Origin of the sequence: Paenibacillus sp. FSL K6-1217, assembly GCF_045040735.1 — a bacterium.
Lineage (GTDB): Bacteria > Bacillota > Bacilli > Paenibacillales > Paenibacillaceae > Paenibacillus_AQ.
On record NZ_CP150271.1, the window covers coordinates 3,121,252 to 3,145,565 of the forward strand.

30 protein-coding genes and 3 tRNA genes are annotated in these 24,314 nt (G+C 51.6%); 12 read left to right on the plus strand and 21 right to left on the minus strand.

The genetic code is table 11. The annotated features are described in order from the left end of the window. Window positions 1-83: 83 nt before the first annotated feature. From MHH28_RS13765 to MHH28_RS13780, 4 genes are all read left to right on the plus strand, one after another. Window positions 84-572, plus strand: coding sequence for an NAD(P)-dependent oxidoreductase (locus MHH28_RS13765; protein ID WP_405115780.1), 489 nt, complete (start codon window positions 84-86; stop codon window positions 570-572). Beyond that, window positions 562-1,692, plus strand: coding sequence for an MBL fold metallo-hydrolase (locus MHH28_RS13770; RefSeq protein WP_405115782.1), 1,131 nt, complete (start codon window positions 562-564; stop codon window positions 1,690-1,692). Before MHH28_RS13765 ends, MHH28_RS13770 begins: the two co-directional genes overlap by 11 nt. A 615-nt stretch (window positions 1,693-2,307) precedes the next feature. Continuing rightward, window positions 2,308-2,436: a hypothetical protein gene (locus MHH28_RS13775; protein ID WP_405117075.1), complete on the plus strand. Its 129-nt coding sequence runs from the start codon at window positions 2,308-2,310 to the stop codon at window positions 2,434-2,436. Beyond that, on the plus strand, window positions 2,381-3,022 hold the full coding sequence (locus MHH28_RS13780; RefSeq protein ID WP_405115784.1) for a tyrosine-type recombinase/integrase: 642 nt from the start codon (window positions 2,381-2,383) through the stop codon (window positions 3,020-3,022). Before MHH28_RS13775 ends, MHH28_RS13780 begins: the two co-directional genes overlap by 56 nt. Window positions 3,023-3,177: 155 nt before the next feature. On the opposite strand, the gene MHH28_RS13785 is transcribed toward MHH28_RS13780, so the two are convergent. The 3 genes from MHH28_RS13785 to MHH28_RS13795 all read right to left on the minus strand — a co-directional run bounded on the left by MHH28_RS13785 (window position 3,178) and on the right by MHH28_RS13795 (window position 4,678). Next, window positions 3,178-3,263: transfer RNA gene (locus MHH28_RS13785), tRNA-Leu, on the minus strand. Between the two features lie 182 nt (window positions 3,264-3,445). After that, on the minus strand, window positions 3,446-3,916 hold the full coding sequence (locus MHH28_RS13790; protein WP_405115786.1) for a WGxxGxxG family protein: 471 nt from the start codon (window positions 3,914-3,916) through the stop codon (window positions 3,446-3,448). 75 nt (window positions 3,917-3,991) lie between these two features. Then, on the minus strand, window positions 3,992-4,678 hold the full coding sequence (locus MHH28_RS13795; RefSeq protein WP_405115788.1) for a M15 family metallopeptidase: 687 nt from the start codon (window positions 4,676-4,678) through the stop codon (window positions 3,992-3,994). A gap of 179 nt (window positions 4,679-4,857) precedes the next feature. On the opposite strand from MHH28_RS13795, the gene MHH28_RS13800 reads away from it, so the two are divergent. Next, complete coding sequence (locus tag MHH28_RS13800) at window positions 4,858-5,019, plus strand: hypothetical protein (RefSeq protein WP_405115790.1); 162 nt, start codon at window positions 4,858-4,860, stop codon at window positions 5,017-5,019. A gap of 40 nt (window positions 5,020-5,059) precedes the next feature. Here the strand turns inward: MHH28_RS13800 and MHH28_RS13805 are convergent, their stop codons facing one another. Next, the gene (locus MHH28_RS13805; protein WP_405115792.1) at window positions 5,060-5,395 is read right to left on the minus strand and encodes a YolD-like family protein; all 336 of its coding nucleotides are present in this window, start codon (window positions 5,393-5,395) and stop codon (window positions 5,060-5,062) included. A 173-nt stretch (window positions 5,396-5,568) separates the two neighbouring features. Next, window positions 5,569-6,171 carry a hypothetical protein gene (locus tag MHH28_RS13810; RefSeq protein ID WP_405115794.1) on the minus strand — a complete coding sequence of 201 codons (603 nt, stop codon included), beginning with the start codon at window positions 6,169-6,171 and terminating at the stop codon, window positions 5,569-5,571. 200 nt (window positions 6,172-6,371) lie between these two features. Here MHH28_RS13810 and MHH28_RS13815 point away from each other — a divergent pair, with 200 nt between their 5' ends. Further along, window positions 6,372-6,863 carry a PH domain-containing protein gene (locus MHH28_RS13815; RefSeq protein WP_405115796.1) on the plus strand — a complete coding sequence of 164 codons (492 nt, stop codon included), beginning with the start codon at window positions 6,372-6,374 and terminating at the stop codon, window positions 6,861-6,863. A 14-nt stretch (window positions 6,864-6,877) separates the two neighbouring features. Here the strand turns inward: MHH28_RS13815 and MHH28_RS13820 are convergent, their stop codons facing one another. Continuing rightward, entirely contained in the window at window positions 6,878-8,353 is a 1,476-nt protein-coding gene (locus MHH28_RS13820) for a glycosyl hydrolase (RefSeq protein ID WP_405115798.1), read from the minus strand. Between the two features lie 162 nt (window positions 8,354-8,515). Between MHH28_RS13820 and MHH28_RS13825 the strand changes: the two genes are divergently transcribed. Beyond that, the gene (locus tag MHH28_RS13825; RefSeq protein ID WP_405115800.1) at window positions 8,516-8,956 is read left to right on the plus strand and encodes a DNA-entry nuclease; all 441 of its coding nucleotides are present in this window, start codon (window positions 8,516-8,518) and stop codon (window positions 8,954-8,956) included. An 86-nt stretch (window positions 8,957-9,042) separates the two neighbouring features. Then, the gene (locus MHH28_RS13830; protein ID WP_340938945.1) at window positions 9,043-9,231 is read left to right on the plus strand and encodes a hypothetical protein; all 189 of its coding nucleotides are present in this window, start codon (window positions 9,043-9,045) and stop codon (window positions 9,229-9,231) included. Window positions 9,232-9,278: 47 nt separating this feature from the next. On the opposite strand, the gene MHH28_RS13835 is transcribed toward MHH28_RS13830, so the two are convergent. Next, window positions 9,279-9,434 (minus strand): hypothetical protein, encoded by a 156-nt coding sequence (locus MHH28_RS13835; RefSeq protein ID WP_155991357.1) that lies wholly within the window; start codon window positions 9,432-9,434, stop codon window positions 9,279-9,281. A 167-nt stretch (window positions 9,435-9,601) separates the two neighbouring features. Here MHH28_RS13835 and MHH28_RS13840 point away from each other — a divergent pair, with 167 nt between their 5' ends. The 3 genes from MHH28_RS13840 (at window position 9,602) to MHH28_RS13850 (ending at window position 10,732) form a co-directional block, all read left to right on the plus strand. Then, window positions 9,602-9,778, plus strand: coding sequence for a YjfB family protein (locus MHH28_RS13840; protein ID WP_405115802.1), 177 nt, complete (start codon window positions 9,602-9,604; stop codon window positions 9,776-9,778). A gap of 162 nt (window positions 9,779-9,940) precedes the next feature. Further along, window positions 9,941-10,465, plus strand: a complete 525-nt coding sequence (locus MHH28_RS13845; protein WP_405115804.1) for an ImmA/IrrE family metallo-endopeptidase — start codon at window positions 9,941-9,943, stop codon at window positions 10,463-10,465. 102 nt (window positions 10,466-10,567) lie between these two features. Continuing rightward, on the plus strand, window positions 10,568-10,732 hold the full coding sequence (locus MHH28_RS13850; RefSeq protein ID WP_155991360.1) for a hypothetical protein: 165 nt from the start codon (window positions 10,568-10,570) through the stop codon (window positions 10,730-10,732). 39 nt (window positions 10,733-10,771) lie between these two features. On the opposite strand, the gene MHH28_RS13855 is transcribed toward MHH28_RS13850, so the two are convergent. Then, complete coding sequence (locus MHH28_RS13855) at window positions 10,772-11,575, minus strand: undecaprenyl-diphosphate phosphatase (protein ID WP_405115806.1); 804 nt, start codon at window positions 11,573-11,575, stop codon at window positions 10,772-10,774. A 135-nt stretch (window positions 11,576-11,710) separates the two neighbouring features. Continuing rightward, a complete protein-coding gene (locus tag MHH28_RS13860) occupies window positions 11,711-12,007 on the minus strand; it encodes a hypothetical protein (RefSeq protein WP_405115808.1) in 297 nt (98 codons plus the stop codon). A gap of 97 nt (window positions 12,008-12,104) precedes the next feature. On the opposite strand from MHH28_RS13860, the gene MHH28_RS13865 reads away from it, so the two are divergent. Further along, entirely contained in the window at window positions 12,105-12,308 is a 204-nt protein-coding gene (locus tag MHH28_RS13865; protein ID WP_405115810.1) for a DUF6199 family natural product biosynthesis protein, read from the plus strand. A gap of 143 nt (window positions 12,309-12,451) precedes the next feature. Here MHH28_RS13865 and MHH28_RS13870 read toward each other — a convergent pair whose 3' ends face one another. The 12 genes from MHH28_RS13870 to MHH28_RS13925 form a co-directional block, all read right to left on the minus strand. Further along, entirely contained in the window at window positions 12,452-12,934 is a 483-nt protein-coding gene (locus MHH28_RS13870) for a hypothetical protein (protein WP_405115812.1), read from the minus strand. A 435-nt stretch (window positions 12,935-13,369) separates the two neighbouring features. Beyond that, a tRNA-Ile gene (locus MHH28_RS13875) sits at window positions 13,370-13,443 on the minus strand. Window positions 13,444-13,492: 49 nt separating this feature from the next. Continuing rightward, window positions 13,493-13,566 (minus strand) — tRNA-Met (locus MHH28_RS13880). Between the two features lie 85 nt (window positions 13,567-13,651). Beyond that, window positions 13,652-13,816, minus strand: coding sequence for a hypothetical protein (locus MHH28_RS13885; RefSeq protein ID WP_019909365.1), 165 nt, complete (start codon window positions 13,814-13,816; stop codon window positions 13,652-13,654). A gap of 620 nt (window positions 13,817-14,436) precedes the next feature. After that, window positions 14,437-15,078 (minus strand): orotate phosphoribosyltransferase, encoded by a 642-nt coding sequence (gene pyrE, locus MHH28_RS13890; protein ID WP_405115815.1) that lies wholly within the window; start codon window positions 15,076-15,078, stop codon window positions 14,437-14,439. Continuing rightward, a complete protein-coding gene (gene pyrF / locus MHH28_RS13895; RefSeq protein WP_405117077.1) occupies window positions 15,075-15,791 on the minus strand; it encodes an orotidine-5'-phosphate decarboxylase in 717 nt (238 codons plus the stop codon). Before pyrF ends, pyrE begins: the two co-directional genes overlap by 4 nt. Before the next feature lie 197 nt (window positions 15,792-15,988). After that, window positions 15,989-19,210 (minus strand): carbamoyl-phosphate synthase large subunit, encoded by a 3,222-nt coding sequence (gene carB, locus MHH28_RS13900; RefSeq protein ID WP_405115817.1) that lies wholly within the window; start codon window positions 19,208-19,210, stop codon window positions 15,989-15,991. 1 nt (window position 19,211) lies between these two features. Continuing rightward, the gene (gene carA, locus MHH28_RS13905; RefSeq protein WP_405115819.1) at window positions 19,212-20,393 is read right to left on the minus strand and encodes a glutamine-hydrolyzing carbamoyl-phosphate synthase small subunit; all 1,182 of its coding nucleotides are present in this window, start codon (window positions 20,391-20,393) and stop codon (window positions 19,212-19,214) included. An 83-nt stretch (window positions 20,394-20,476) separates the two neighbouring features. Beyond that, window positions 20,477-21,751 (minus strand): dihydroorotase, encoded by a 1,275-nt coding sequence (locus MHH28_RS13910; protein WP_405115821.1) that lies wholly within the window; start codon window positions 21,749-21,751, stop codon window positions 20,477-20,479. Between the two features lie 124 nt (window positions 21,752-21,875). Beyond that, entirely contained in the window at window positions 21,876-22,784 is a 909-nt protein-coding gene (locus tag MHH28_RS13915) for an aspartate carbamoyltransferase catalytic subunit (protein WP_405115823.1), read from the minus strand. Between the two features lie 2 nt (window positions 22,785-22,786). Further along, window positions 22,787-23,368 carry a bifunctional pyr operon transcriptional regulator/uracil phosphoribosyltransferase PyrR gene (gene pyrR / locus MHH28_RS13920; RefSeq protein ID WP_405115825.1) on the minus strand — a complete coding sequence of 194 codons (582 nt, stop codon included), beginning with the start codon at window positions 23,366-23,368 and terminating at the stop codon, window positions 22,787-22,789. A gap of 575 nt (window positions 23,369-23,943) precedes the next feature. Beyond that, complete coding sequence (locus MHH28_RS13925) at window positions 23,944-24,180, minus strand: hypothetical protein (RefSeq protein ID WP_405115827.1); 237 nt, start codon at window positions 24,178-24,180, stop codon at window positions 23,944-23,946. Between the last annotated feature and the right edge of the window lie 134 nt (window positions 24,181-24,314).

Consider the following 24,314-nt stretch of genomic DNA (forward strand, 5'->3'; position numbering starts at 1 on the left):
TCAGCTTTTTACGTATAAAGAAGTTGCACAATGAAGCAAGCATTTGTAATAGAAAATAAGATTTGATTGGAGAAGATCGTATAATGAACAAAATAGAATTAAGCGAACAGAAACTCAAGGAATTATTTGGAGATGTAATTAGTTGCATAGGTCCGACCAGAAACTTTTCATCGGGCACCGCCATGTCGGAGGCCATCTCGAACATCCTGACAGCCTGCCAGGGCGCCGGAGTCAAGCGCTTCGTCATGCAGAGCGGCATCGGTCTTAGCGACGGAAAAGAACTTTCCGTGCTCAATCGCTGGGCCAAACGCAATTCGGGCCGCATCTTCTCGAAGGCGGTTGAGGACAAGACCATTGCCGAGAGTGCAGTGCAACGGAGCGACCTAGATTGGATCATTGTACGACCAGCCGCACTTAGCGACGTAGCCGCCACTTCGAAATATACATCAGGCCCCTCGACCCGCATCGCTCCGCTGCTGCCGCTTTCCTTCGCAGACTGCACCGACTGCCCCGTACGGGCGGCGACGAATGAGCCAACCTGGGTCAGGAAGATCGTTAACGTTGGGCGGTAATGGGGTTGTCTTAAAGGAAACGTTAGTTCTCGTTATTTTAATTTTGATATTTCTAAGTATTGTTTTTCTGAACTCTTTGCCGGTTTTTGGAGCAAGACCGACAAGGAAGAAGAAAAGCCAATTCCAACAATCCAAGAACTTCGTAAAAGGGAAGTTTAAATATCCTATTAAATCGCGTGTTGATTATAGACTAAAGGTGCTACTGCCAGTACTTCTTGAAATCATGAAAGGAAATCCTGATGCGCGACCTAAAGAAAAGCTTCAAGTTCAACGGATAACAAAATCTTTACTCTCTAGAAGCATGGATAAAGCATCCGTTACATGGTTCGGACACTCTACCTCATTAATCCAGTTAGACGGCCAATTATTATTGTTAGACCCGGTATTCGCGACCTATTCCTCGCCTTTTAGATTTGGTGGTAGACGTTATAGTGAGCAAATGCCAATTGAAATCGAGGACCTTCCGGAGATTGATGTTGTACTTATATCACACGATCACTATGATCATCTTGATTATCAGTCTATCAAGAAATTAAGAAACAAAGTAAGAAAATTTCTTGTGCCTCTTGGAGTTGGCAGCCATCTTGAGAGATGGGGGATTGATCCTGAGCGGATTGTTGAACTTGACTGGTGGGAAGAAGCTCAGTTTTATGGCCTGAAGTTCCGCTGCACACCAGCAAAGCATGGCTCGGGAAGAGGAATTTTTGGCCAAAATTTAACCTTGTGGTCTTCGTGGATCATAGAGGGAAAGCATACAAAAGTGTTTTTCGGTGGTGATAGCGGCTATGGTCCACACTTTAAAGAGATTGGTGAAAAATATGGACCATTTGATTTAACACTAATCGAAGCCGGACAATATGACAACAGAGGTTGGTGGCCATTGCATATGTTGCCTGAGGAAACAGTACAAGCTCATATTGAACTCCGGGGTAACCTATTACTTCCAATTCACTGGGGAGCATTTTCATTAGCGAGCCATGACTGGAATGAACCCATTGAACGTGTTCTCAAAGCTGCTCATGAAAGAAAGGTATCAGTTACTGCGCCTCGTATCGGAGAAACAGTCGAAATAAGTTTATCTAATCTATCACGAACTCCATGGTGGAGAGTTGAATCATAACTGAACAATGGAGATTTTATATGCCAAATAAAATCTTACTCAGCGCAATCTCTCGCCGCTTCAGAAAGGCCGTGCAGCACTGCTCCGGTGCCTTCTGCTCCAGACAGCTGTTTCTCGATGTGATCGTTCCAGCTCCTCCAAGGAGGGGTATTCGTTTCCATAGTGATCAACCGGATCACAGCAGCTTCTCATTTCTATTGAAGTAACGGGCAGGATAGTTTAAGAACATTCGCGGTGAACCGTATCATAAGTAGAGGCAAGTTTTTTGGTGGGGAACTGCATCAGAGGCGTGGAAAAGGATTAGCATGGCGAGGGTTACCCCTAAGTCACTTTCTGTGAAAAATCCTGCTACAGAGGCGATATACTGATCGTGTTTCTGAGCAGCCGTGAGGAAGTCGAGATGAAAATCAGCTCATTATCCTATGGCGGCGACGATTATTTGACCAAGCCGTTCAGTCCGGGAGTACTCATGGCAAGATCAAGGCTCACCTCCGCAGGGTGTCGAATGGCAGAAGGGAACAACTGCTGTGGTTACCGGGTTTGACGCTGGATTCCTAGGCACAGTCCGTCATCATGGGCAGTGAAACCAAGTCAAGATTAAAATGGCTAGCCATGATGAGGCATAAAGTTGAATTCATTACTTTTGCTTCTTATCACAACGTTGTAGTGAACCACATTAATCCTTATTTTGAAAAGTTGGGACTTTATCTTAAAGAGCTGGAGGCAAGATTATTATCAGTATGAGCTCGATGAAAACAGTGTGACAACTAACACGGTCATCCACTATCACGCAAATATTCACACCGCACTAAATTATGCCCTTAAAAATAATTTAATCACAAGAAATCCAGCAGACATTGTCGATCGTCCTAAAAAAGTCGAATTCGTCGGCAGCTTTTATAACAATGAGGAAGTCAATCCACTTTTTGAAAAAGTAAAGGGACAGCTTATTGAACTGGCAGTAATTCTAGCTGCCTTTTACGGCTTGCGGCGAAGCGAAATTATTGGATTAAAGTGGACCGTAATTGATTTGATTAATAAGACAATTAGCATTAAGCACACTGTAACTCCAGTCTACTTTGAAGGTAAAGAACACATCATCGAAAGAATGGGCCAGCGAGTAAAGCCGGGATATGTCACCCAAAACTTCACCAGAACTCTTAAAAAACATAATTTTCGTCATATTCGATTTCATGATTTACGGCATAGTTGCGCTAGCTTATTGCTCGCAAATGGGGTAAGCATGAAAGAAGTTCAGGAATGGTTGGGTCATAGCAATTATAATACAACAGCAAACACAATGGATGGAGTTCTTAATTTTTCAAATTAAAAAGCGCATCATTCTCCATATCAAGAGAACTAGCGCTTTTATCTGCGTTCTCCCTCTCAGAAAAAGGAGAGAACTGCAGGAGAGTCAACAATAAGTTCTCTCCTGCATCAAATTAAAAACCAAGGTTTTTCGAAAAAAACCTTATAAATCAAGGATGCCGAGGACGGGGGTCGAACCCGTACGGTACTCACGTACCGCAGGATTTTAAGTCCTGTGCGTCTGCCTGTTCCGCCACCCCGGCATGTTATGGTGCGCGAACTAACGCGACAAGAAATATAATATCATGTATCCGGGGGATACGCAATTCCTTTTTCCAATATTTCTGAATAAGCAGCAAAGAGCCCGTTCAGCTTAGACTGACACGGGCTTTTACTGCATTGATGCTACTGTTGCCTACATGCAAACTGTAGAGTCCTGCTCCGGCTAGTGCCGGTCACGCTCACCGGTTCTGCTGCGCATGCCGGCCAGACCCAGAAGACCGAGCAGACCAAGCCAGCCCCAGTTGGAGCGGTTGTCGTTGTTGTCTGTGGTGGTCGTGCTCTGTGCCCGGTAGCGGCCCGTTCTGTTATCGTTGGACAGCGGGGAGACGGAGCTGTTGTCTCCGGTACGGATTTTGTCCTTCATGATGGTTTCGGTCTTATGCATTGAATCCCTTGTCTCATTCATCAGCGTATTGCCCCGATTGTCCATCATGCGGTCATCCATATTGCCCATGTTCCCCATGTTGCCCATCCGGCCGTCAGTAGTGGTGTTCATGCCCGGAGCGGTGGTGCTCATAACGCCTGGAGTCGTCGTTGTCATACCGCCCGGCGCTGCTGCGGAGATGTCACCTGCTCCGAGCAGACTCATGGACAGGACCGTACCGCAGGCAAGACTTGTGATCAGCTTGTTCAAAATGTTGTGCCCCCTTCATGGATGTGGTTAATCGCTGATAATTTCCCCATCCGGCACAGCATCTATGCAGAGAAGTTATTCCTTCACAATGTTCACGGTCTTGCTGGACGCATTGTACGTGACCTTGGCTCCAAGCGCTTCGGCAATTGCCCGAACAGGCGCATAGGTTACCGCATCGTCCATGACGCCGGTTGTCAGCTTCTTACCATTGAGCGTAATATTTACCGGGATATCCTTGTTCACTTCTGGCTCACCTCCGGTTATGCGGCTTAGTGCGGCTGCACTCTGCTGGGCGGTCGGCCGTCTGCCTGCCTTGAGGTCCTGGATGCTAAGGCCGAAGCTCATCTGCAGATGAGCGTAATCCTTGAAGGAGGTCCAGTCCCCGCCCCATTCGAACCCTAGCTTCTTCCCCTCCTGCGCCACCTCTTGCCAGTCTGCCACCTTGTCGCCGTCCACGTCACGCTTCATATCCCAGGACACATTCCTGCCATCCGGCAGCAGCAGCGCGAAGTCGATCGCCAGTCCATAATTATGGTAGCTATCGCCTCCCCGGGCATTGGTAACAATGTCACCCTTCTTTGTTCTCCCTTGAGCATATAGCTCATTCTGCTGCGCTATCGTGCGCATTCCCTGCGTAATGAGGATCTGCACCCCCCGGTTATAACATCGTCTAATCAACTCGTTCGTCCCGGCCAGTACGGCCGGATGGAGCTTCGCCAGCCTTGCGGCGGACTTCTGCTTCACCTGCTCCAAAGTAAGCATCTACTCACCCCCTGGTATAGTAAATGCCCGCTTAGGCCGGATTGCTTGCACCAATGACCCTTTTTTTCACAAAATGAAGCTGTGCAGCAACCGATCTCCCCGGATGAACTGTGCACCTGCAGGCCAGAATAAGAAGGCAGACCGTAAGTCAGGTCATTCTAAGGGAAAGGGGGATGAACATGGATATACACAGCGACAGCTACAGAATAGCCCCGCTCAGCGATCAGGAGGATGTCGTGGAGGTGATCCGCCAGGCGGAATCGGAGATTGCCCGGATGACCGGGAACCCGGAGGTCACGCTGATTGCCTATGAGAAGACGGGCACCGCCGCAGGTAAATGATGCTTGGGCCCGTGCTGATTCCAGGCAGAACGGTTATCTTTTAGACAATATAAGCCTCGACAATGTCATCTACCAGCAGCCACTTCCATTCCTCCGCCCACTGCAGCTTGATCTCACGCGAGTGGGTGTGAATGGAGGTTACGAACCCGCTCAGCTTCCTCTGCTCCAGAGGACCATACAGCACCAGCGTCACCCGCACATGACTCCGCAGCGACAAAGCCAGCGTATGCTCAATCTCTTCCAGCTTCTGCTCATCCAGCACCGGCTTCAGGCTATGCCAGGTCTCCCGTATCTCTCTCCCGGTCCCTCCGATCTGCTCCGGCAGCATCCTCCCGCTGCGTTCCCGCAGCCGGTTCCCTTCAAGCTTCTTACCCATTAGCCGTTCCTCCCATCTAAGTACAGAACATATGTTTGTATTATATCTGCGGTTCAACAAATTAGGCAAGCAGAAATTAATGTCAGTCTGCACAGCAAAAAGACGCCTACAGTTATGCTGTACAGCGTCTTCATCTGAACCCTTTCTTGCCTATTAACAAGTGTTGTCTCTGCTTATTTCACTGACGAAGTCCCTGCGCTTCCGTTACCCGGTTCCTGCTTGGCATCTGTGCCTGCATCTGACACGGTTCCTGGTACTGCTTGCTCCGGATCAATCAGTCCGGCTTCTGCTCTGGCCTCATTCAGCTTGGAGATACCGTAGAGCATCGCTACGTCCGCCTGCTGATTCATCGTGTTGAATTCCTCAGCGGTTACATCGGGCGATACTGCGCTCTTAGAAGCCTTCTCCTTGATCTCATATGCACTCTGGAAAGCGATCACCGAATCTCTGAGCAGCTTCTGCACAGTCTCCGGCAGGCCACCCGCAATCTTGATGTCATTCACATGATCTGCAAGCTCGGATGCGGTATCCTGGAAGCTGTCTACAGCCTTCTGGAATTCTTTGTCCGAGGCTTGTCCGGTGGAATAAGAGGTTAGCGTGGTGTTGAAGTTTTCTAGCGAGGATTTGCCCATTTCGTCGAATTTCGACATTTCATCGTAAAAGTTCTGCACGGTCTCCTTCACCACTTCCGGGGAAGCCGGTTCAGCACTGTTATTGCCGCAGGCACTAAGAATCATAACAGCCAGGAGCAGTCCTGCAAGTAAAGCTTGTCTCATAATTAAATCCCTCCACTTAACAGAATAATATCGATTTTTGTTAAGTGCAAATGAAATTAATGTAAAATCCGCGGCAATGAAACATCTTCCTGCGTTTAAGCGTATTCATAGGGAGAACGGCGGTCAAGAACCCGTTGGTGACTGGCAATTCCTGTTATACTATAATGAATTTATCCGTTCAAGGAGAGGAAGATCTACTTATGCAATATTGCACAGCATGTGGTGCGGAATACAAGCAAGGTGCCAGATTCTGCGGGGAATGCGGGGCAGCCACAGAGGAGGCCGGTTCTCCGGCAGCAGCACAGCGTCCGGCGGCCGGCCGTAGCTCCGGTCCCGAAAAAGAATTATGGCAGGGCAAGCCTGCCGGCATCTCCGACCGTCTCAAGGGGCTGATTGGGCTGAATACCACCAAGTATACGATTACGTCCCAGCGGATTATGGTGAAGAGCGGACTGATCGGCAAGGATGTCGAGGAAATCGAGCTGCTGCGGGTCAACGACTTCTCCGTCACCCAGTCGGTTATGCAGCGTATGCTGGGGATCGGGACGCTGATCATTTTGTCGGATGATGCTTCATCTCCGCAGCTCCCCTTCTATAGAATCCGTAAGGTTCAGTCTGTCAAGGATATCCTGCGCCAAGCCGTCCGTGACGAGAAAATCGCCAACAATATCAGCTACCGCGAGCATATCTGACGCATTTATTGCTTTTATGGGAGGTAGAATGCTCCTGCCGGAATGACGCCTTTGGCCTGGCTGGGGCTCTCCCACATCAGTACCGCCCGCGCATCCCCCTGGTTCTCATAGTACTCCACCTTCAGCTCATGCAGCTTCCCCGCAATCAGCTTCACTGTGCCTTTGCGCTCCTGCCCGCTCTGATTGATCCAGCTGTCAATAATCAGCTTCCCGTCGATCCATATCCGGATGCCGTCATCGGAATACGAATAGATCGTATAGGTCTCGCTGTACGCAGCGCTTATTTTGCCGCTCCAGCGTACCGAGAACAGATTCGCTTGAATGGCCGGATCAGGCGCCGCCTGCCTCCAGGCGAAGTTAATGTTGGCATCTGTCCGGGTGAGGGCAGGCTTCCCGCCAAGCGTAATATTGTTGTAGTACTGACCACTCAGGCCCGGCTTAGGGAGAGCTCCTCCCGATGAAATATACGACGCTGCCTTGGCCGCATAGCCGTCTCTAGGTAACACGGCACTATTTTTCATAAAAGACTGGATGACTGCCTCCTTATTGCGCTCATACAGCATTTTGCCCCAGGTCATCTGGTAGCTCCATTTATTCTGTGTGCCTGTCAGTACAGATGCCGGAGGAAGCTCCCCGTTCTCGCCGATGGCGATCAGCTTGCCGCGTCCCAGGTCCCAGAGTGTATCATGATGGCTTGCCTTGTAATCCCCCTCGAAAATATCCGCTGCCAGCACATCCACTCTGCCGCTGCCCGGATAATACTTCGCCGGCTCCTGACTATTCTTGTTCTTGGCATTCGGACTCCACACCCACAGCAGATTGTGCAGCTTATGATAGACGGTATACCGCTGGAACATGATCTCCCAGAGGATCACGAAGGAGGATTTCTGCCCCCACCAGAACCAGCCGCCGTTCATCTCATGGTAAGGTCTCCAGAGGACGGGGACACCGGCATCATTCAGTTTTTTCAGGAAAACAGCTACCTTATCCAGCTCGGCAATCATCGCGGTATACTCGGGTGTTCCCGGTGTGATGTACTTGCTGAAATTAGCTTCGCTGAGGCTCATAGAGACATTCGTCCAGGCTGGTGCGCTGCCCGGCAGGTTGGCATGATAGGTCATCGCTACGATGCCCCCGGCCTTGTGCCAGCGGATCGCACTGTCCGTTACGCCCTGTCGCTGACTGCTGATGAGCTTCTCCGTCTGACCGCTGATTGCCCCCATTTCATACCCGTGCAGTCCGGCATAGGTACCCGCCGTATTCTTCAGCTTGTTGTTGATATCGTCGGGGCTCTCCAGGTAATCATGCTGACCGCTGATCATTCCCTGGCCCTGCAGCCAGTACAGCGTCTCCAGCAGCTTCCGTGCGGGCGCCCCCAGCTCCGCGTCAGCGGGAGACATCTGTATTTTGCGAAAAGCCGCTTGCCATTGCACATCACCAATCAGCCGTGAGGCCGAATCCAGCAGGTCCCTGAGGTTGCGCTGTTCCACATTTTCCACCATCCTTTTCCTTGTGTTTGTACATATTATGACGAATTATGGAACTTCAGCACGGCTGCTGCACAGAATTCGGGCTGTCACAATCCGTTATTCTTACGCTATACTATTCAGGGCACAGGCATTATACCCATACCCACTTACAAAGGAGCAGATATGAAAGCCAAAAAGTCCATCATCAGTCTCATTATCTTCGCCCTGCTCAGTCTGTCCGCTTACCTGCTGAAGGAGAACGGGCAATGGCTGCCGCAGTCACCGACGGGTCATTCTTCGGAGGTCGTGAAGCTGAAGTTCCCTGCAGACCGCTACCCGGAGACCGCGAGGCACATCCAGAAGGCCATCCGCAAGGGAGAGTCGGCCATCTGCACCATCAACCGCAAGGAAGCGGAGGAGAACCGTAAGGCGTCCCTGAAGGGAGTCCCCACCAAGAAAGGCTATGATCGGGACGAGTGGCCCATGGCCATGTGCGCAGAAGGCGGAGCCGGGGCGCATATTGAGTACATAACGCCCAGTGATAACCGCGGAGCGGGAAGCTGGGTCGGCAATCAGCTGGAGGCGTTCGCAGACGGTACGCGCGTGGAGTTTATTTTCAAATAAGCCGGCATGTGGGGGATGTTGTTCAATTTCACTGCGATAAAGCGTAGAATGAAATGGGATAATATGACTTAGATGGAGAGCCGGAAGTGTTCTATATCTGTTATCGGGGCAAACGGCTGTACGGCCCTATGTCCGAAGCTGAAGCTTTACAGGAATGGTTCGCGCTTGCAGGAACAATCAAGGAGCTCTATATCATTGAAACGGATGCTGCTACAGGCAGAATCAAACGCCAGATCGGGCCAACGGCCCGTGCTCATAAGAAGAAAAAGAAATAGCCCTATCCGGCACAGGCCGGACAGGGCTAGACTGGCTATAGGCGATACTAGAACAAACAGGCTTTAGTGATGATAACCAGCAGAATGAACAATACCAGGATGGCACCTGTCGAAGTCCAAGGGCTTACTACCGGAACGATTGGAGGTCCCTGATTCACTCCACCTACGTTATTTCCACAACCGCAACCATACTCTGCTCCCATAATTAATTCCTCCTCTTGAATATTGAATACAGCACAGAATATGTGGAATTCCACCCCGTTGCATGGGCCAATTGGCAAAGAAATACCATTCACCTAACGGACAGGCGTCTAGTGGTCGATATAGAGTATGAAGCATGGCTTCAAAATGAATGGGAGGAGGTTGTTATATGGATATTGCTGCATTGTCCGTAGTGATGAGCCAGTCTTCCTTACAGCAGGCCGCAGGGCTGCAGGTAATGAGCCTTGCCAAGGAGCAGGCGCAGAGCAGTGCCCAGGATATGGTTCAGATGCTGAGTCAGGCTTCGCACCCCACCCTGGGAAAAACACTTGATATTCGGGCGTGATTCCTTTATGCTTACATACATAGGAACATCCGTTCCATATTTCAGCCGGTGAAGTGACGCGTGCTGAACTGCTGCTTAGCCCTTTCGGGCTTTTCTTTTGACCAATAACACGAACATACGATCTTATATATGGGGTGATTGATTATGCAAGGCTATTATCAGATGACCGCTTTGGAGAAATGGACAGAGGATCTATATCAGCGCCTGGGCGTCCGCAAACCGTCTGACATCTCCATAGATTACATAGCGAAGCGGCTCAATATCTGGGTACACTATCTGGATGTCCGGAGCAAGGCAATTGAGGCTACCGCTGGAATGTACAGCATGTTCATCGACAACCGGCTCCCTCCCGAGCTGCAGCGGCTGGAATTCCTCCACGAGCTCTGTCATCTGCTGCGGCATGCCGGCAAGTCAACGCTTATGCCCGGAGTGTTCACGCAGGCGCAGAGGGATGAATCCGACCGGTTCATTCTGTATGCCTCCATGCCCTATACCATGATCTCCGAGAATACGCTGCCTGAACTTCGTGAGGATGCCGTTGCCGAGCTGGCTGTAGCATTCCAGGTGCCAATCCCCCTCGCGCTCCAGCGGATCGACCAGATCCAGAGACGTATTTTCCAGGGGCAGTTAATGGCTGTTATGGAACGTAACGAAGACAGAAATATCATCCACAGACATATTCGCTAAGCGTCGCGGGGATAATAAGGACTATAGATCTGAACAAAGAATGTACCTCCGTACAAGGTATTGGCATGGTGAGACTATACTGTAAAGGGGATCAAGATCAACGTGGAAGCCCTGAAAGTCATTCAGTTACTGCTGACTCATCCTGAATACAGCGTGGATGCCGTTCATCCTGAAATTCCGGATTTTGTGGGTATCGAGACGATTGAAGTGGACCACGTGACCCAGACCTTCTCCATCCTGCTCCAGGAGCCTAAGGAATACGGTTGAGTACCGGACCGCCGGAATGGCTCACCCGGACACACCCCATTACATGATGACAATTACATAGAACAGACCCGCCAAAACAAACCGGTACAGCGCGAACCACTCCAGACGAAGCCGCTTGATCAGCTTGATGAACGTCACGACTGCAAGCATGGCTACGAGGAAGGACGTCACGAAGCCGATCAGCATCAGGGTCAGTGAATCTGAATTCAGCAGCTCCCGGCTGTCATATAGATCAAGCAGGCTGGCCCCGAACATGACTGGAACGGAGATCAGGAAGGTGAAATCTGCAGCGGCCTTCTGGCTGGTCCCCAGCAGCAGGCCCCCGGAGATCGTCGAGCCGGATCTTGAGAACCCGGGCCATAACGCCAGGCACTGGAACAGCCCGATGCCGAAGGCTTGGGTATAATTAAGTCCGTCAACCGTCTCTGACGTAATGGTTCTTCTGCTGCGTGCAGCGAAGATCATCAGCAGACCGCCAGCGATCAGACCGATTAAGACCGGCTTGGGGCCGAATAACTGGCTCTTGATCGTATCTTTGAAGAGCAGATACACCACTAATGCCGGAACCATAGCCAGGATCATGTGAATGGCATTCAATCCCTTGCTCTTGGAGAAGTCCAGCTTCAGCATATTCATCCCGATGTTCATATACTTCTTCCAATAGAGCAGCAGCACGGCCATAACCGCACCCAGCTGGATTACGATTTTGAAGGTGACCGCTGCCTCTCCCTGGAAATCCAGCAAATCCCCTGCCAGTACAAGATGCCCGGTAGACGACACCGGCAAGAATTCAGTCAACCCCTCAATAATCCCTAATATGATTGCTTTGATAGCTTCAGTCACTGGTGAATAGCCCCTTTCGGAAGTAAATCAATATATTTCCAGTATAAGAGGCCGGGATAGAATTCCCCATCGAATGGGCTAACAATATGGGACTCCGTGTGACATAAGTGTCACGTGGGGCTGGAGTCTTTTTAGTTAGCGGTTCGGGGGACGTTCCTGTGCTTTACGGGATAACCATGATAACCCCCACTCTACGATCAGGGCAAAGGCTAACCAGGAGACAAAATGAATTCCATACAGAATGAACTGGAACGCTTGCTCGTTCCCCATAGCATAATGCAATCTTGTTAATTCGGGGTTAAAGATTAGGAGCAAGGGGCTGGTTAGGAACAGCAATAAGTTCTTGTCGTCTTCTCCTGACAGATTATAGAGACAGACCAGCACAGACAGCACGGGCAGCCAGAAGCTGAGTTTCTTGTATATTCTCTTCATGAATGACCTCCTTATTTACAAAATCATACTATTTGCATCCATAAATATGCAACTTCATGCAACGAGTACTCGTAAATGGATAAAGGAGCTGGTCAAAATGGTTGTTATTTTCACTGTTCTTTTCATACTGCTTGCGGTCCTGAATATCTTCTTCCCGGCCATGGGCTGGCATATGCGTTACGGCTGGATGGTCAAGGGCGATTCCGGACCCAGTGAAGCCTATCTCATGATGAGCCGAATCACCAGTGTGATCGTCCTTATTATCTTTTTCTTGTTCTTCTTGCCTTCGATGTTTGGTTAGGGGATATACAACACCACCGACAATAAAACAGGAGCTGCTGGCGCTTCCTGCCAACAGCTCCTGTTTTTATTTTCTTTTAATGTACTGTCGGTGGTTTGAACTCCTTCTAGGCCTTGGTTCAGTCATATAATGGCTACTAAAGTTTAGGAGAGAAATATCTTTTGTTGCTCCATTTGATGTTTTCGATACTCGATAATTGCCTCGCTGTGTTGCAGTTCAAGGAACTCTCGATGATTAATAACAAGATCAAGTATTTTTTGAAATTGTGATAAATTAAACGCTTTTTTCGCAAAACTCTTTATTAAAAGTAAAATTCCTAACAGTAAAACTCCTGAATATATAATTAAAATAATCGTTGAAAGCCCATACAAATTTGTATCTTCAGGTTGTATAACTTTTGGAAGATCTCTCAAAATGCCTAATAAAAGTGTAAAAATCGCAATCATAGCAGTAATCATACTTGTAAACAACGCAATCTGTTTATAATCTTCAGTCAAAGTATCAATTTCAACTTTCATTACCTTTAATTCTTTAAATGATCTAAGAAATATATCAGACCTTAGTTTTTCCAATTTTACTAATCCACTCTCAAAATCTTTTATTTTGCTTATGCCTAACTCATCCACTATGTCGATGTAGATTTGTGCTCGATAAAATTTCTTCCAACTAATTAAAATAAGTTTTCACCACCTTTATTTAATCCTCACTTCCTATATATATCGGTTTCATCATTATACGTCTATAATGTAATATATAATTTTTGCAGCAAACAAATAATCATCAGGCGGAATCTTATAATTGATTCTGCATGGTACATCTGATGAAAGGAATCAAGAACTCATCTAATCTTTGAGGGTAATTGTATTAATGTCGCTTGATAACTTCTATTACTAAGCCAACAGACTCATGATCAAAGCCAACTCCCGTTGCACGGCCAATTACAAAGCACGGTTTTCGATTTCATAATACAATTTCTTCATTTTTTCATTTCCCGCGTTTCACGAACTCAACTGGATAAAAATATTAAAAACCCCCTTGCTAGGCAAGGGGGTTAAGTGAAGTGGGCCCTACAGGACTCGAACCTGTGACCAATCGGTTATGAGCCGACCGCTCTAACCAACTGAGCTAAGGGCCCGGACTAGGATATCCGTATTATACGAGTGCTGTCCGGTGTAATAAGGTAATTGCGGGGGCAGGATTTGAACCTGCGGCCTTCGGGTTATGAGCCCGACGAGCTACCGGGCTGCTCCACCCCGCGTCAGTTAATAATTATTCAAACAGCGACAATAGATAATATACAATATATCCATGGATAAAGTCAAGGATGATTTTGGTTTTTTTGGCTAAGGCAGAAAACGAACTCCATAACGACCCTTGCGCGAACGGTATATTTCCACAAAACGCGGATCATGATACCCATAGATCCAGCCGTCCTGCTCCAGTCTTTTGGCAAGGCAACCCGCTTGAAATCTGGTCCTGAACAACTTGGCAAAATAGATCCAATTCATGATGCCCTCTTCTCCTTCATCGCAATAATATATGTCCCGGTGCTATTTATCATGCCCAGTTTTACAAGAAAATTAGAGGATTGCTCAGCGGAGTGGATGGCAATTTCTGCCCGAATGCAATGAGCTGGCTTGGAGTGAGTGTGATGAGAGTAGCGGTCACATTCCGCAGTGGAGCAAGTACATGTGAGAAATTGGTTAGTAGCGCATGGATATTGGAGTGTGCAGCTAATTAGGGACTGTGGAGATAATAAGCAGTTGAGGGGAAACAGTTGGATTTTGTACACTTGCTTGGGCGGAAATCGCCTCTTCAAAGGAAATAAGTGGATTTAGGCCATCTATTTCACGCGGTATCTGCGTTATTGTCCATTTTGGGTTTCAACAAGTGTATTTTTTCCAACTAGAGCCTCCCGAAGTGTGCTGAGCCATTGAATAGATGCTGTTTTTCCACTTCTTTTCCTGCTTGCCCAAAAACTAATGATAAGCACAAAATATATAAAGTCTATTTAAAAAGAAGCCCCGCCCCCGGCAAACGGGGACAAAGCTTCTTCTCCTCCTCATCTTATTCTCTATCCTTTACGCTCAACATAACCTCTACTCATCCTCTGCGTTTCTCCTAAGTCCTACACACCGAAGGCAGCAGGGTCCTTGCGCCAGGATTGCAGCAGCGCTACATCGCTCTCAGCGATCTTGCCTTGAGCCAGTGCTACATCGATTAGCGTGCTGTAGTTGGACAGGCTCTGGAGCGGAAGCTCCGCCGCAGCGAATGCTTCTACCGCGCGGTCCAGCTCGTAGCTGAAGATGGCCAGGACGGCCAGCGGGAGGCCGCCTGCTTCCTGTACGGCCTGCGCGGCCTTGATGGAGCTGCCTCCGGTGGAGATCAGGTCCTCGATCACAATGACCTTCTGGCCGGGCGTGATCAGTCCTTCGATCTGGTTCTGCTTGCCGTGGCCTTTGGCCTTGTCCCGGATGTAAGCCATCGGCAGGCCGAGCTTATCGGCCACCCAGGCCGCGTGCGGGATACCGGCGGTTGCTGTCCCGGCAATCACCTCGGCGTCCGGGTAGCTGGTTCTGATCAGCTCTGCGAAGGCCTCCGCAATGTAATTGCGGACAGCCGGGAAGGCCATGGTCAGACGGTTGTCGCAATAGATCGGCGATTTGATGCCGGAGGTCCAGGTGAACGGCTCCTGCGGGCGCAGGGCTACCGCTCCGATCTCCAGCAGATGACTTGCGACCCGTTCACTTCGATTCTCTAATATGCTCATGCTTGGCTCATCTCCTCAATAATTGTCAGTGCAGCAGCCCGCGGGTCTGCCGCTGCTGTAATCGGGCGGCCCACTACCAGGTAGTGGCTGCCTTGGCGGATAGCCTGTCCGGGAGTCATGACCCGGGACTGGTCGTCCAGTGATGCCCCTGCGGGCCGGATGCCCGGGGTAACGGTACGGAACTCCGCTCCGCAGGCTTCTGCAATCATCACAGATTCCTGCGGAGAGGCTACGACTCCATGCAGGCCGGCTTCTGCCGCAAGCTTGGCGTAACGTACCACCGCATCTGTCACTGATCCGGCTATTCCGATTTCGCGGTTCATCACTTCTTGGCTGGTGCTGGTAAGCTGGGTTACCGCGATAATCAGCGGCATATGCAGTGCTGGCTGAAGGCTGACGGCCTTCGCCGCCCCTTCGACCGCAGCAGCCATCATCGCAGCTCCTCCGGCGGCATGGACATTGAACATATCAACGCCGAGCAGGGTCAAGCTTTCTGCCCCGCCCCGTACGGTGTTGGGAATATCGTGCATTTTGACATCAAGGAATACCGAGTACCCGCGCTCCTTCAGCTCCCGGATGAAGTCAGGCCCGGCCGCATAGAACAGCTGCATGCCCACCTTCATATAGCAAGGGATACCTTCGAGCTGTTCAATCAGCGCCCGCGCCCGGGCTGCTTCCGGGTAATCCAGGGCAACCATCAGCCGTCCGGCCATTTCATTACGCTTCTCAATCTGTCCGACATTGTCTTGTTCGTGCTGCTGATCCGCTGCAGTCCGCTCCATTGGCCTACCCTCTTCCATCGTTATCATATCCTCCGTATCTCTCCGCAAGGTCCTGGGCATAGGGGAACGGTCTGCGTTAACGCAAACCGTCCCTGTAGCAGCCTGTTACAGCTGCCTCACCCTCTATTCTATTGTCCGACAAAAGCAGGCATCGACTCGGACGAGAAGTTAATCGTCTGCAGCATTATCAGCAGCGCCGTTACCGTATCAAGCGAGGTCATACATACAACGCCGTTCTCTACCGCTTCACGGCGGATACGGAACCCGTCACGCTCTGGCGTTTTGCCCTTGGTCAGTGTATTGAAGACGAAGTTCGCCTGACCGCCGCGGATCAGATCCAGAATGGTCGGCTCGCCTTCATCCAGCTTATTCACGTTCATCACGTTCAGCCCGGCCTGTTCCAGCGCCGCTGCCGTACCGCCGGTGGCGATGATTTTGTAGCCCATGGCATGGAAGCCCTTCATCAGCTCAACCGCTTCCGCCTTGTCTTTGTCGGCTACGGTTACGATAATTGCACCGGTGGCCGGAATCTTCATCCCTGCGCCGATCAGGCCTTTGTAGAGCGCCTTGGCGTACAGTTTGTCGCGGCCCATAACCTCGCCGGTCGATTTCATCTCCGGTCCGAGGGTTGGCTCCACTCTGCGCAGCTTGGCAAAAGAGAACACAGGTACTTTGACCGACACATAGTCGCTCTCCGGCCACAGGCCTTCGCTATATCCGTCATCCTTCAGCTTGCCGCCGAGAATAATTTTGGTCGCCAGATTCGCCATTGGAATGCCGGTCACCTTGCTCAGGAACGGAACGGTACGCGAGGAACGCGGGTTGACCTCAATGACATACACTTCGTTCTGATAAATGACGAACTGGATGTTCACCAGCCCGATGGTCTTGAGCTCCTTGGCAATCTTGATGGTGATCTCGGCAATCTTCTGCTTGAGGCCTTCATCCAGATATTGCGGCGGGTAGACGGCGATGGAGTCGCCGGAGTGAACCCCTGCGCGTTCCACATGCTCCATGATGCCCGGAATGACGACGGTCTCTCCATCGCAGATGGCGTCCACTTCCACTTCCTTGCCCAGCATATAACGGTCGATCAGCACCGGATGCTCCGGATTTACTTTTACCGCTTCAACCATGTAGCTCAGCAGCTCGGTGTCGTTGTAGACAATCTCCATAGCGCGTCCGCCCAGGACATACGATGGACGAACCAGCACCGGATAACCAAGCGATTGCGCGGTTTCAACGGCCTCATCGATGTTGATTACAGTCTTGCCTTTAGGTTGTGCGATATCCAGACGGGCCAGCAGCGCTTCGAACTTCTTGCGGTTCTCGGCTTCATCGATGCTGTCCAGGCTGGTACCCAGAATATTCACGCCCGCAGCGGCGAGCGGTGCAGCCAGGTTAATCGCGGTCTGTCCGCCGAACTGTACGATGACTCCAATCGGATTCTCCTGGGCAATGACGTTCATGACATCCTCGAAGAATAGCGGTTCAAAGTACAGACGGTCAGAGGTATTGAAATCCGTAGATACGGTCTCTGGATTGTTATTGATAATGACGGCTTCATAGCCAGCCTTCTGGATAGCCCAGACCGCATGCACAGTAGAGTAGTCGAACTCAATCCCCTGGCCGATACGGATCGGACCGGAGCCGAGTACAATCACCTTCTGCTTGTCGGAATGAATGACCTCATTCTCTGTCTCATAGGTAGAGTAATAGTATGGCGTAGTGGCCTCAAATTCAGCGGCGCAGGTATCGACCATTTTGAATACCGGAACCAGTCCCTGCTGCAGGCGCAGCACGCGTACCTCCGACTCCTTAGTGAATGCTCCACCCGGACGGCCTTCGGCACGGATCTCGGCAATTGCGCGGTCCGTGAAGCCCTTGCGCTTGGCCTGATACAGTGTGTCAGCAGAGAGTGTCTCTTCGGCCCGGATCTCCTCTTCGAAGCTCACGAGGCCTTCGATCTTGGAAAGGAACCACCAGTCCACATTCGTAATGTCCTGAATCTCCTGCAGTTCATAGCCGCGGCGGAAGGCCTCTGCGATCAGGAACAGACGCTCATCATCCGGCTTGGCAAGTCTGTAGCGAAGCACGCTGTCTTCGAGCAGTTCAGCTCCCGGCAGACGGAAACGGTGGACACCGATCTCCAGCGACCGGATGGCTTTGTGAATCGACTCTTCAAAAGTACGGCCGATCGCCATTACCTCTCCGGTCGCCTTCATCTGCGTTCCCAGCTTGCGGTTCGCCGAAATGAACTTGTCGAACGGCCAGCGCGGGATTTTGCTGACGATATAGTCCAGTGTAGGCTCGAAGCAGGCGTAAGTCTGCCCGGTCACCGGATTGACGATTTCATCCAGCGTGTAGCCGAGGGCAATCTTGGCTGCCATCTTGGCAATCGGATAACCGGTCGCCTTCGAGGCCAGCGCCGAGGAACGGCTGACACGCGGATTCACTTCAATGACATAATACTGGTAGCTCTGCGGGTCCAGCGCGAACTGCACGTTACAGCCGCCTTCAATATTCAGCGCGCGGATAATCTTCAAGGAAGCACTGCGCAGCATTTGATATTCACGGTCGGACAATGTCTGGCTCGGCGCCACAACGATACTGTCGCCCGTATGTACGCCCACCGGATCAAAGTTCTCCATGTTGCAGACTACGATACAGTTGTCGTTCGCATCACGCATAACCTCATATTCGACTTCCTTCATCCCGGCGATGCTCTTCTCGACCAGACATTGGCCGATCGGGCTGTAACGGACACCTGCTTTGACAGTTTCGCGCAACTCTTCTTCGTTGTCGCAGATCCCGCCCCCGGTGCCGCCCAGCGTGTAGGCAGGACGAACGATCAGCGGATAGCCGATACCGGCGGCGAAGCCCAGGGCTTCTTCCACACTGGTGATGATCGCGCTCTCCGGCACGGGCTGCTCCAGCTCGCGCATCAGCTCGCGGAACAGATCGCGGTCTTCCGCTTTCTCGATGGATTCGAGCTGGGTGCCCAGCAGCTTGACCTTCTCCTGCTCCAGCACTCCGGCGCGGGCCAGCTCTACAGCCATGTTCAGGCCGGTCTGTCCGCCGAGGGTCGGCAGCAGTCCGTCCGGACGCTCCTGGCGGATAATGGCGGTCACGAACTCCAGCGTAATCGGTTCAATATAGACTTTGTCAGCCATATTGGTATCGGTCATGATGGTCGCCGGGTTGCTGTTGATCAGCACTACCTCGACGCCTTCTTCCTTGAGGGCCTGGCAGGCCTGCGTGCCCGCATAGTCGAATTCGGCAGCTTGGCCGATGACGATGGGGCCGGAGCCGATAACCAGAATTTTTTTGAGTTTATCGTTCTTAGGCATGTTATAGAGCTCCTTTCACGGCTTCAAGCTGGGGTGCGGATGATTTCGGTGCCGTGATTCTGGCATTGGCTGCAAGCTGCGCCTGGCGTGATCCGGCCGGCTGCTGCGCCTTGTGATCTGCGATCAGCTGCAGGAAACGGTCGAACAGGTAACTGCTGTCATGCGGCCCCGGCGCCGCTTCCGGATGGTACTGCACCGAAAAAGCGGGGTAACGGGTATGCTTCAGTCCTTCAACGGTCTTGTCATTGTTATTGATATGGGTAACTTGCAGGTCCGTACTGGCAATGGATTCCTCGTTCACGGTGTACCCATGGTTCTGCGAAGTGATGAAGCAGCGTCCGCTCTCCAGCTCCTTCACCGGATGGTTCCCCCCGCGATGGCCGAATTTAAGTTTCTCTGTATCTGCTCCGCAGGCCAGTGCGAACAGCTGGTGCCCCAGGCAGATCCCGAAGATCGGGTATTCACCGAGCAGCTCGGAGATCGTCTGTACCGCATAAGGAACATCCTTCGGGTCCCCAGGACCGTTCGAGAGCTGAATCCCGTCCGGGTTCAGGCGGCGGATCTCGTCTGCAGTGACATCATGTGGCACAACCACCACATCACAGCCGCGGCTGTTCAGTTCGCGCAGAATGCCTGTCTTCGCGCCGTAATCGACCAGTACGATGCGTTCTTTGTGGCCCGGGCTGTTATATGTTGTAGTTGTAGAGGTACGGGCAACCTGGTTGCGCAGCTCTTCAATGGTAGTGTCACCCATCATCTCCATCAATTCTTCCACACGCTTGTTAGAAGTGGTGAGGATCGCCTTCATGGTGCCGTAGTGGCGGATAATGCGGGTCAGCATACGGGTATCAATCTCGCTGATGCCGGGAATATCATATTCCTTCAGCAGATCGTCTACACTGTATTCAGCACGCCAGTTGCTGGGTACGGATTCGTGGCGCCGCACAACAAAGCCGTGTACAAAAGGGCGCACGGACTCGAAGTCATCACGGGTAATGCCGTAATTCCCGATCAGCGGGTACGTCATCGTGACGATCTGGCCGCAGTACGAAGGGTCCGACAGCACCTCCTGATAACCTGTAATTCCTGTGTTAAAAACAACCTCGCCCGTCTTCTCGCCTTCCGCGCCAAATGCGGTGCCTGTAAACAATGTTCCGTCCTGAAGCAGCAATCTCGCCTGCATGCCTTCCACTCCTTCTTGATTCTGTAGTCTGATTCTTATGTCACAGCCATGCAGCCCGGCTGCATGACTTACACTTGCTTAGCTTATACTTCACTCCATACGGCTCTGCCGTCTACCCAGGTCTTCACCGGCCAGCCTTTAAGCTTCCATCCGGTAAAAGGTGTATTGCGGCCCTTGCTCGCAAACGTTGCAGGATCTACTGCTTTCTCTTCATTCAAGTCAATCAGGGTCAGATCGGCAGGTGCCCCTACTGTCAGGCGGCCTGTATCCAGTCTGAACACCCGGGCCGGATCAGCGGTCATCCGCTGTACCAGCAGGGACAGATCCCATTTGCCTGTGGCTACAAAAGCGGTATACAGCAGCGGGAAGGCTGTCTCAAAGCCGACGATGCCAAACGGTGCAAGTTGCATGCCTTTGGCTTTCTCTTCTTCGCTGTGCGGCGCATGGTCGGTCACGATGATATCCAGTGTGCCGTCCAGCAGCCCTTCGATACAGGCTTCCACATCGCGGCGCGAGCGCAGCGGCGGGTTCATTTTCCAATTGGCGTCCATGCCCGGAATATCCTCCTCCGAGAGCAGCAGATGATGCGGGCATACCTCGGCGGTCACCTTAATGCCGATTTGCTTCGCCTGGCGGATCAGCCGGACCGATTGCTCGGTGCTGACATGGCACACATGATAGTGAACACCCGTTGCTTCAGACAGCAGAATGTCACGGCCTACATGAATCGCTTCCGACTCATTCGGTATTCCTTTCAGACCATGCTTATCGGCAAAAGTGCCTTCGGCTACCGGTGCTCCTTCAACCAGCGAGTTATCCTCACAGTGGGCGATTACCGGCATATTAAGGCTGGCCGCCAGCTTCATCGCATCCTTCATCATCTGTGCGCTCTGCACACCTACTCCGTCATCGGTGAAGCCGATGGCTCCAGCTTCTTTCAGTGCCGCAAAATCCGTCAGCTCGCGTCCCAGCTCATTCTTGGTAATGGCCGCATAAGGCAGCACCTTCACAAGTCCCGCTTCGCGCGCCTTATCCTTCACCAGCTGTACGATCTCTGCACTGTCGGTTACCGGGCGGGTGTTCGGCATACAGGCGATGGTAGTGAAGCCGCCCTTGGCTGCCGAACGCGCTCCGGTCTCAATCGTCTCCTTATGCTCGAAGCCCGGCTCACGCAGGTGCACATGCATATCAATCAGTCCCGGTATCAGCAGCTTGCCGTCCGCTTCAACGGTCTCTCCGGCTTCCGCTACCGCCTCAGCGGCATCCTGAATCTTCGAGATAACGCCGTCCTGCACAACAATATGCTTGCGCTCCAGCACGCCTTCTTCGTTCAGTACACTGGCATTTTTGATGATCACGGTTAGGATTCTCCTTTGTGCCTTCCGGCCGCAGCCGTAAGCTCTGTAGTTATTATATAATAAAAATTCATCTTTGTGTATATTTATTAATACTCTTATGTGAGGTTTTTTTCTGTCTGCTGCGCTACTGTAGCGCCCTTTCCATGACAGCCATCCGTACCGGCACTCCATTGGCCATCTGCGGGAAAATCCGGGACTGGCTGCTCTCGACCACCGCATCGTCAATCTCCACATTGCGGTTGACCGGGGCCGGGTGCATGATAATCGTTGCCGGGTCCAGCCTGGCCGCCCGTTCCTCCGTAAGCCCGAAGTGCTCCCGGTACTGCTCGGCCGACAAAATAATGCCTGAACCATGGCGCTCCAGCTGCACTCTCAGCATCATAACCACATCCGCCTTCAGCGCTTCTTCCATGGACACGTATGGAGCGTACGCCGCAAGCTCAGGAGCCTGCATATTGGCCGGTGCGCAGAACTGCACGCTGGCTCCCATTTTCGTAAGTGCCCAGAGATTGGACCGTGCGACCCGGCTGTGCATAATATCCCCGATAATCGACACCTTGAGCCCCTTCAGTCCGCCAAAATGCTTGCGCATCGTGTACAGATCCAGCAGCGCCTGTGTCGGATGCTCGTTGTTGCCGTCTCCGGCGTTGATCAGCGGAACCCCTACCTTCTCGGCAAGCTGCTCCAGCACTCCTGCTGGCTTCAGCCGGACGACTCCGGCATCGATGCCCATCGACTCCAGTGTACGCACAGTATCGTAGATCGACTCGCCCTTCTCCACACTGGAGGCCGCCGCCGTGAAGTTCAGCACTTGCACGCCGAGGCGTTTCTCGGCCATCTCGAAGGAGAAGCGGGTTCTTGTACTATTCTCGAAGAACATATTGGCAACAAAATGCGCTCTCAGCACCGGCGTGAGCTTCTCGCTCTGATTATCCCAGTAGGCTGTTCTGTCTAACAGCTGGTTGATCTCTGACCCGGCCAGTTCCTTCATCCCCAGCAGACTGCGTTCCTTCACTTTGGTTGCCGTCATCATTGTTATCGTTCCTCCCGGTGTGAAATAATGTACACTTCGTCCTTGCCGTCGTATTCGCTCAGGGACACTTCAATCTGCTCATGCCTGGAGGTCGGTACATTCTTGCCGATATAGTCGGGGCGGATCGGCAGCTCCCGGTGGCCGCGGTCCGCCAGTACAGCCAGCTGGATCATCCGGGGCCGTCCGCAATCCATCAGGGCATCCATCGCCGCGCGGATCGTTCTTCCGGTATACAGTACATCGTCGAACAGGATCACTTTCTTATCCCGGATGCCGCTGCTGCCCGGAGGCAGGGTCAGAATGCTGTTAATTACGGCCTTCTCCAGCTCCTCCCGGTTGTCTCCGCCGCCTTCGCGGTCATCGCGGTAATGGGTAATGTCCAGCTCGCCGTAAGGGATGTCTACTCCCTCGATCTCCTTGATCCGCTCCGCGATCCGCTGAGCGAGGTAGATCCCCCGGGTCCGGATGCCTACCAGCAGGCAATTCTCGATACCCTTGTTTTTCTCCAAAATCTCATGTGCGATGCGTGACAGTGCCCGGCGAATCGCCGTTTCGTCCATAATGACATTTTTTTCAGTAACCATCCTCGTGCCATCCTCCTGCTTGATCGCCTGCTCAAGTTCCCGGATAAACAAAAAACTCCTTGCCCGAAGCAGGCAAGGAGTGAAATCCACAGATTCAAAAAGATGGCGTGTCCGCGCGCATAAAGAGGCTCTCCGTACTCCTACGGATTCCTTCTCGACGACCGCGAACCTCGATTCACGTTACCTTGCCAGCCTCACGGGACTGAATTAAAGGCGCATATTCAACTATAGGGAATTATGACAGATGGACGGGGGGATGTCAAATTATATTCGGGAGTGTCCAGATTTCTTGATTTAAACCTCTCTTCGCGGTGGAATTCCGGAGACAAAGGCGAACGCTGCCGCTCCTACAGTTCCAAAATCCCCTCCGCCGCTTCCACCTAAACGGTGCAAGGGACAAACTTGCCATCCCCCCTTGGGGGAGGGGCAGGCATTGGGGGCACTATGGCGCTGCGCTGATAGTGCATTTTCGTGTGTGGCGGCGATTGCCGCCACACTGCAACAACTGCGGAATGCAGGAATTGCAGGAATTGCACTAATGGCACAAGACACCGCATCAGCGGCAATATGCCGGCTCATTTAAAAAAAGTAACCGCCACAATCAAACCTACTAACAACACGGGGATACCGTAGACAATCATGTATCCTATATATTTCACGGGTCCGGGAAGGCTGGTGAGATCAACTCGCCGAAAAGGCCCCCCGCCTTCGATCAGCTGCTGAGGCAGCAATTGTTCATCAATATAACCGGCACTGCCTTCAGCAATATCAGCTTTCTTATGGGTTTCAGCAAGTGTGGGTGTTGTATTCATCTTCGATCTCCTAATGGAAATATAATGTCGTACGAAATCCAATAGCCCAAGAGTCTGATTATTAGTTCTTATATTATACCATTTTTTTACACGATCGATCTACCCTGATTTCGTTCCAGCCCCTGCTCTGTTAT

Excerpts from the sequence above, each read along its gene's own strand:
- MHH28_RS13810 (WP_405115794.1), bottom strand. The coding sequence starts at position 6,171 with ATGAGACAAGCTTTACTTGCAGGACTGCTCCTGGCTGTTATGATTCTT.
- MHH28_RS13775 (WP_405117075.1), top strand. The coding sequence starts at position 2,308 with ATGAGGCATAAAGTTGAATTCATTACTTTTGCTTCTTATCACAACGTT.
- MHH28_RS13845 (WP_405115804.1), top strand. The coding sequence starts at position 9,941 with ATGACCGCTTTGGAGAAATGGACAGAGGATCTATATCAGCGCCTGGGC.
- MHH28_RS13800 (WP_405115790.1), top strand. The coding sequence starts at position 4,858 with ATGGATATACACAGCGACAGCTACAGAATAGCCCCGCTCAGCGATCAG.
- pyrR (WP_405115825.1), bottom strand. The coding sequence starts at position 23,368 with ATGGTTACTGAAAAAAATGTCATTATGGACGAAACGGCGATTCGCCGG.
- pyrF (WP_405117077.1), bottom strand. The coding sequence starts at position 15,791 with ATGGCCGGACGGCTGATGGTTGCCCTGGATTACCCGGAAGCAGCCCGG.
- MHH28_RS13815 (WP_405115796.1), top strand. The coding sequence starts at position 6,372 with ATGCAATATTGCACAGCATGTGGTGCGGAATACAAGCAAGGTGCCAGA.
- MHH28_RS13805 (WP_405115792.1), bottom strand. The coding sequence starts at position 5,395 with ATGGGTAAGAAGCTTGAAGGGAACCGGCTGCGGGAACGCAGCGGGAGG.
- MHH28_RS13795 (WP_405115788.1), bottom strand. The coding sequence starts at position 4,678 with ATGCTTACTTTGGAGCAGGTGAAGCAGAAGTCCGCCGCAAGGCTGGCG.
- MHH28_RS13865 (WP_405115810.1), top strand. The coding sequence starts at position 12,105 with ATGGTTGTTATTTTCACTGTTCTTTTCATACTGCTTGCGGTCCTGAAT.
- MHH28_RS13765 (WP_405115780.1), top strand. The coding sequence starts at position 84 with ATGAACAAAATAGAATTAAGCGAACAGAAACTCAAGGAATTATTTGGA.
- pyrE (WP_405115815.1), bottom strand. The coding sequence starts at position 15,078 with ATGAGCATATTAGAGAATCGAAGTGAACGGGTCGCAAGTCATCTGCTG.
- carB (WP_405115817.1), bottom strand. The coding sequence starts at position 19,210 with ATGCCTAAGAACGATAAACTCAAAAAAATTCTGGTTATCGGCTCCGGC.
- MHH28_RS13840 (WP_405115802.1), top strand. The coding sequence starts at position 9,602 with ATGGATATTGCTGCATTGTCCGTAGTGATGAGCCAGTCTTCCTTACAG.
- MHH28_RS13925 (WP_405115827.1), bottom strand. The coding sequence starts at position 24,180 with ATGAATACAACACCCACACTTGCTGAAACCCATAAGAAAGCTGATATT.
- carA (WP_405115819.1), bottom strand. The coding sequence starts at position 20,393 with ATGCAGGCGAGATTGCTGCTTCAGGACGGAACATTGTTTACAGGCACC.
- MHH28_RS13885 (WP_019909365.1), bottom strand. The coding sequence starts at position 13,816 with ATGAATTGGATCTATTTTGCCAAGTTGTTCAGGACCAGATTTCAAGCG.
- MHH28_RS13860 (WP_405115808.1), bottom strand. The coding sequence starts at position 12,007 with ATGAAGAGAATATACAAGAAACTCAGCTTCTGGCTGCCCGTGCTGTCT.
- MHH28_RS13835 (WP_155991357.1), bottom strand. The coding sequence starts at position 9,434 with ATGGGAGCAGAGTATGGTTGCGGTTGTGGAAATAACGTAGGTGGAGTG.
- MHH28_RS13825 (WP_405115800.1), top strand. The coding sequence starts at position 8,516 with ATGAAAGCCAAAAAGTCCATCATCAGTCTCATTATCTTCGCCCTGCTC.
- MHH28_RS13915 (WP_405115823.1), bottom strand. The coding sequence starts at position 22,784 with ATGATGACGGCAACCAAAGTGAAGGAACGCAGTCTGCTGGGGATGAAG.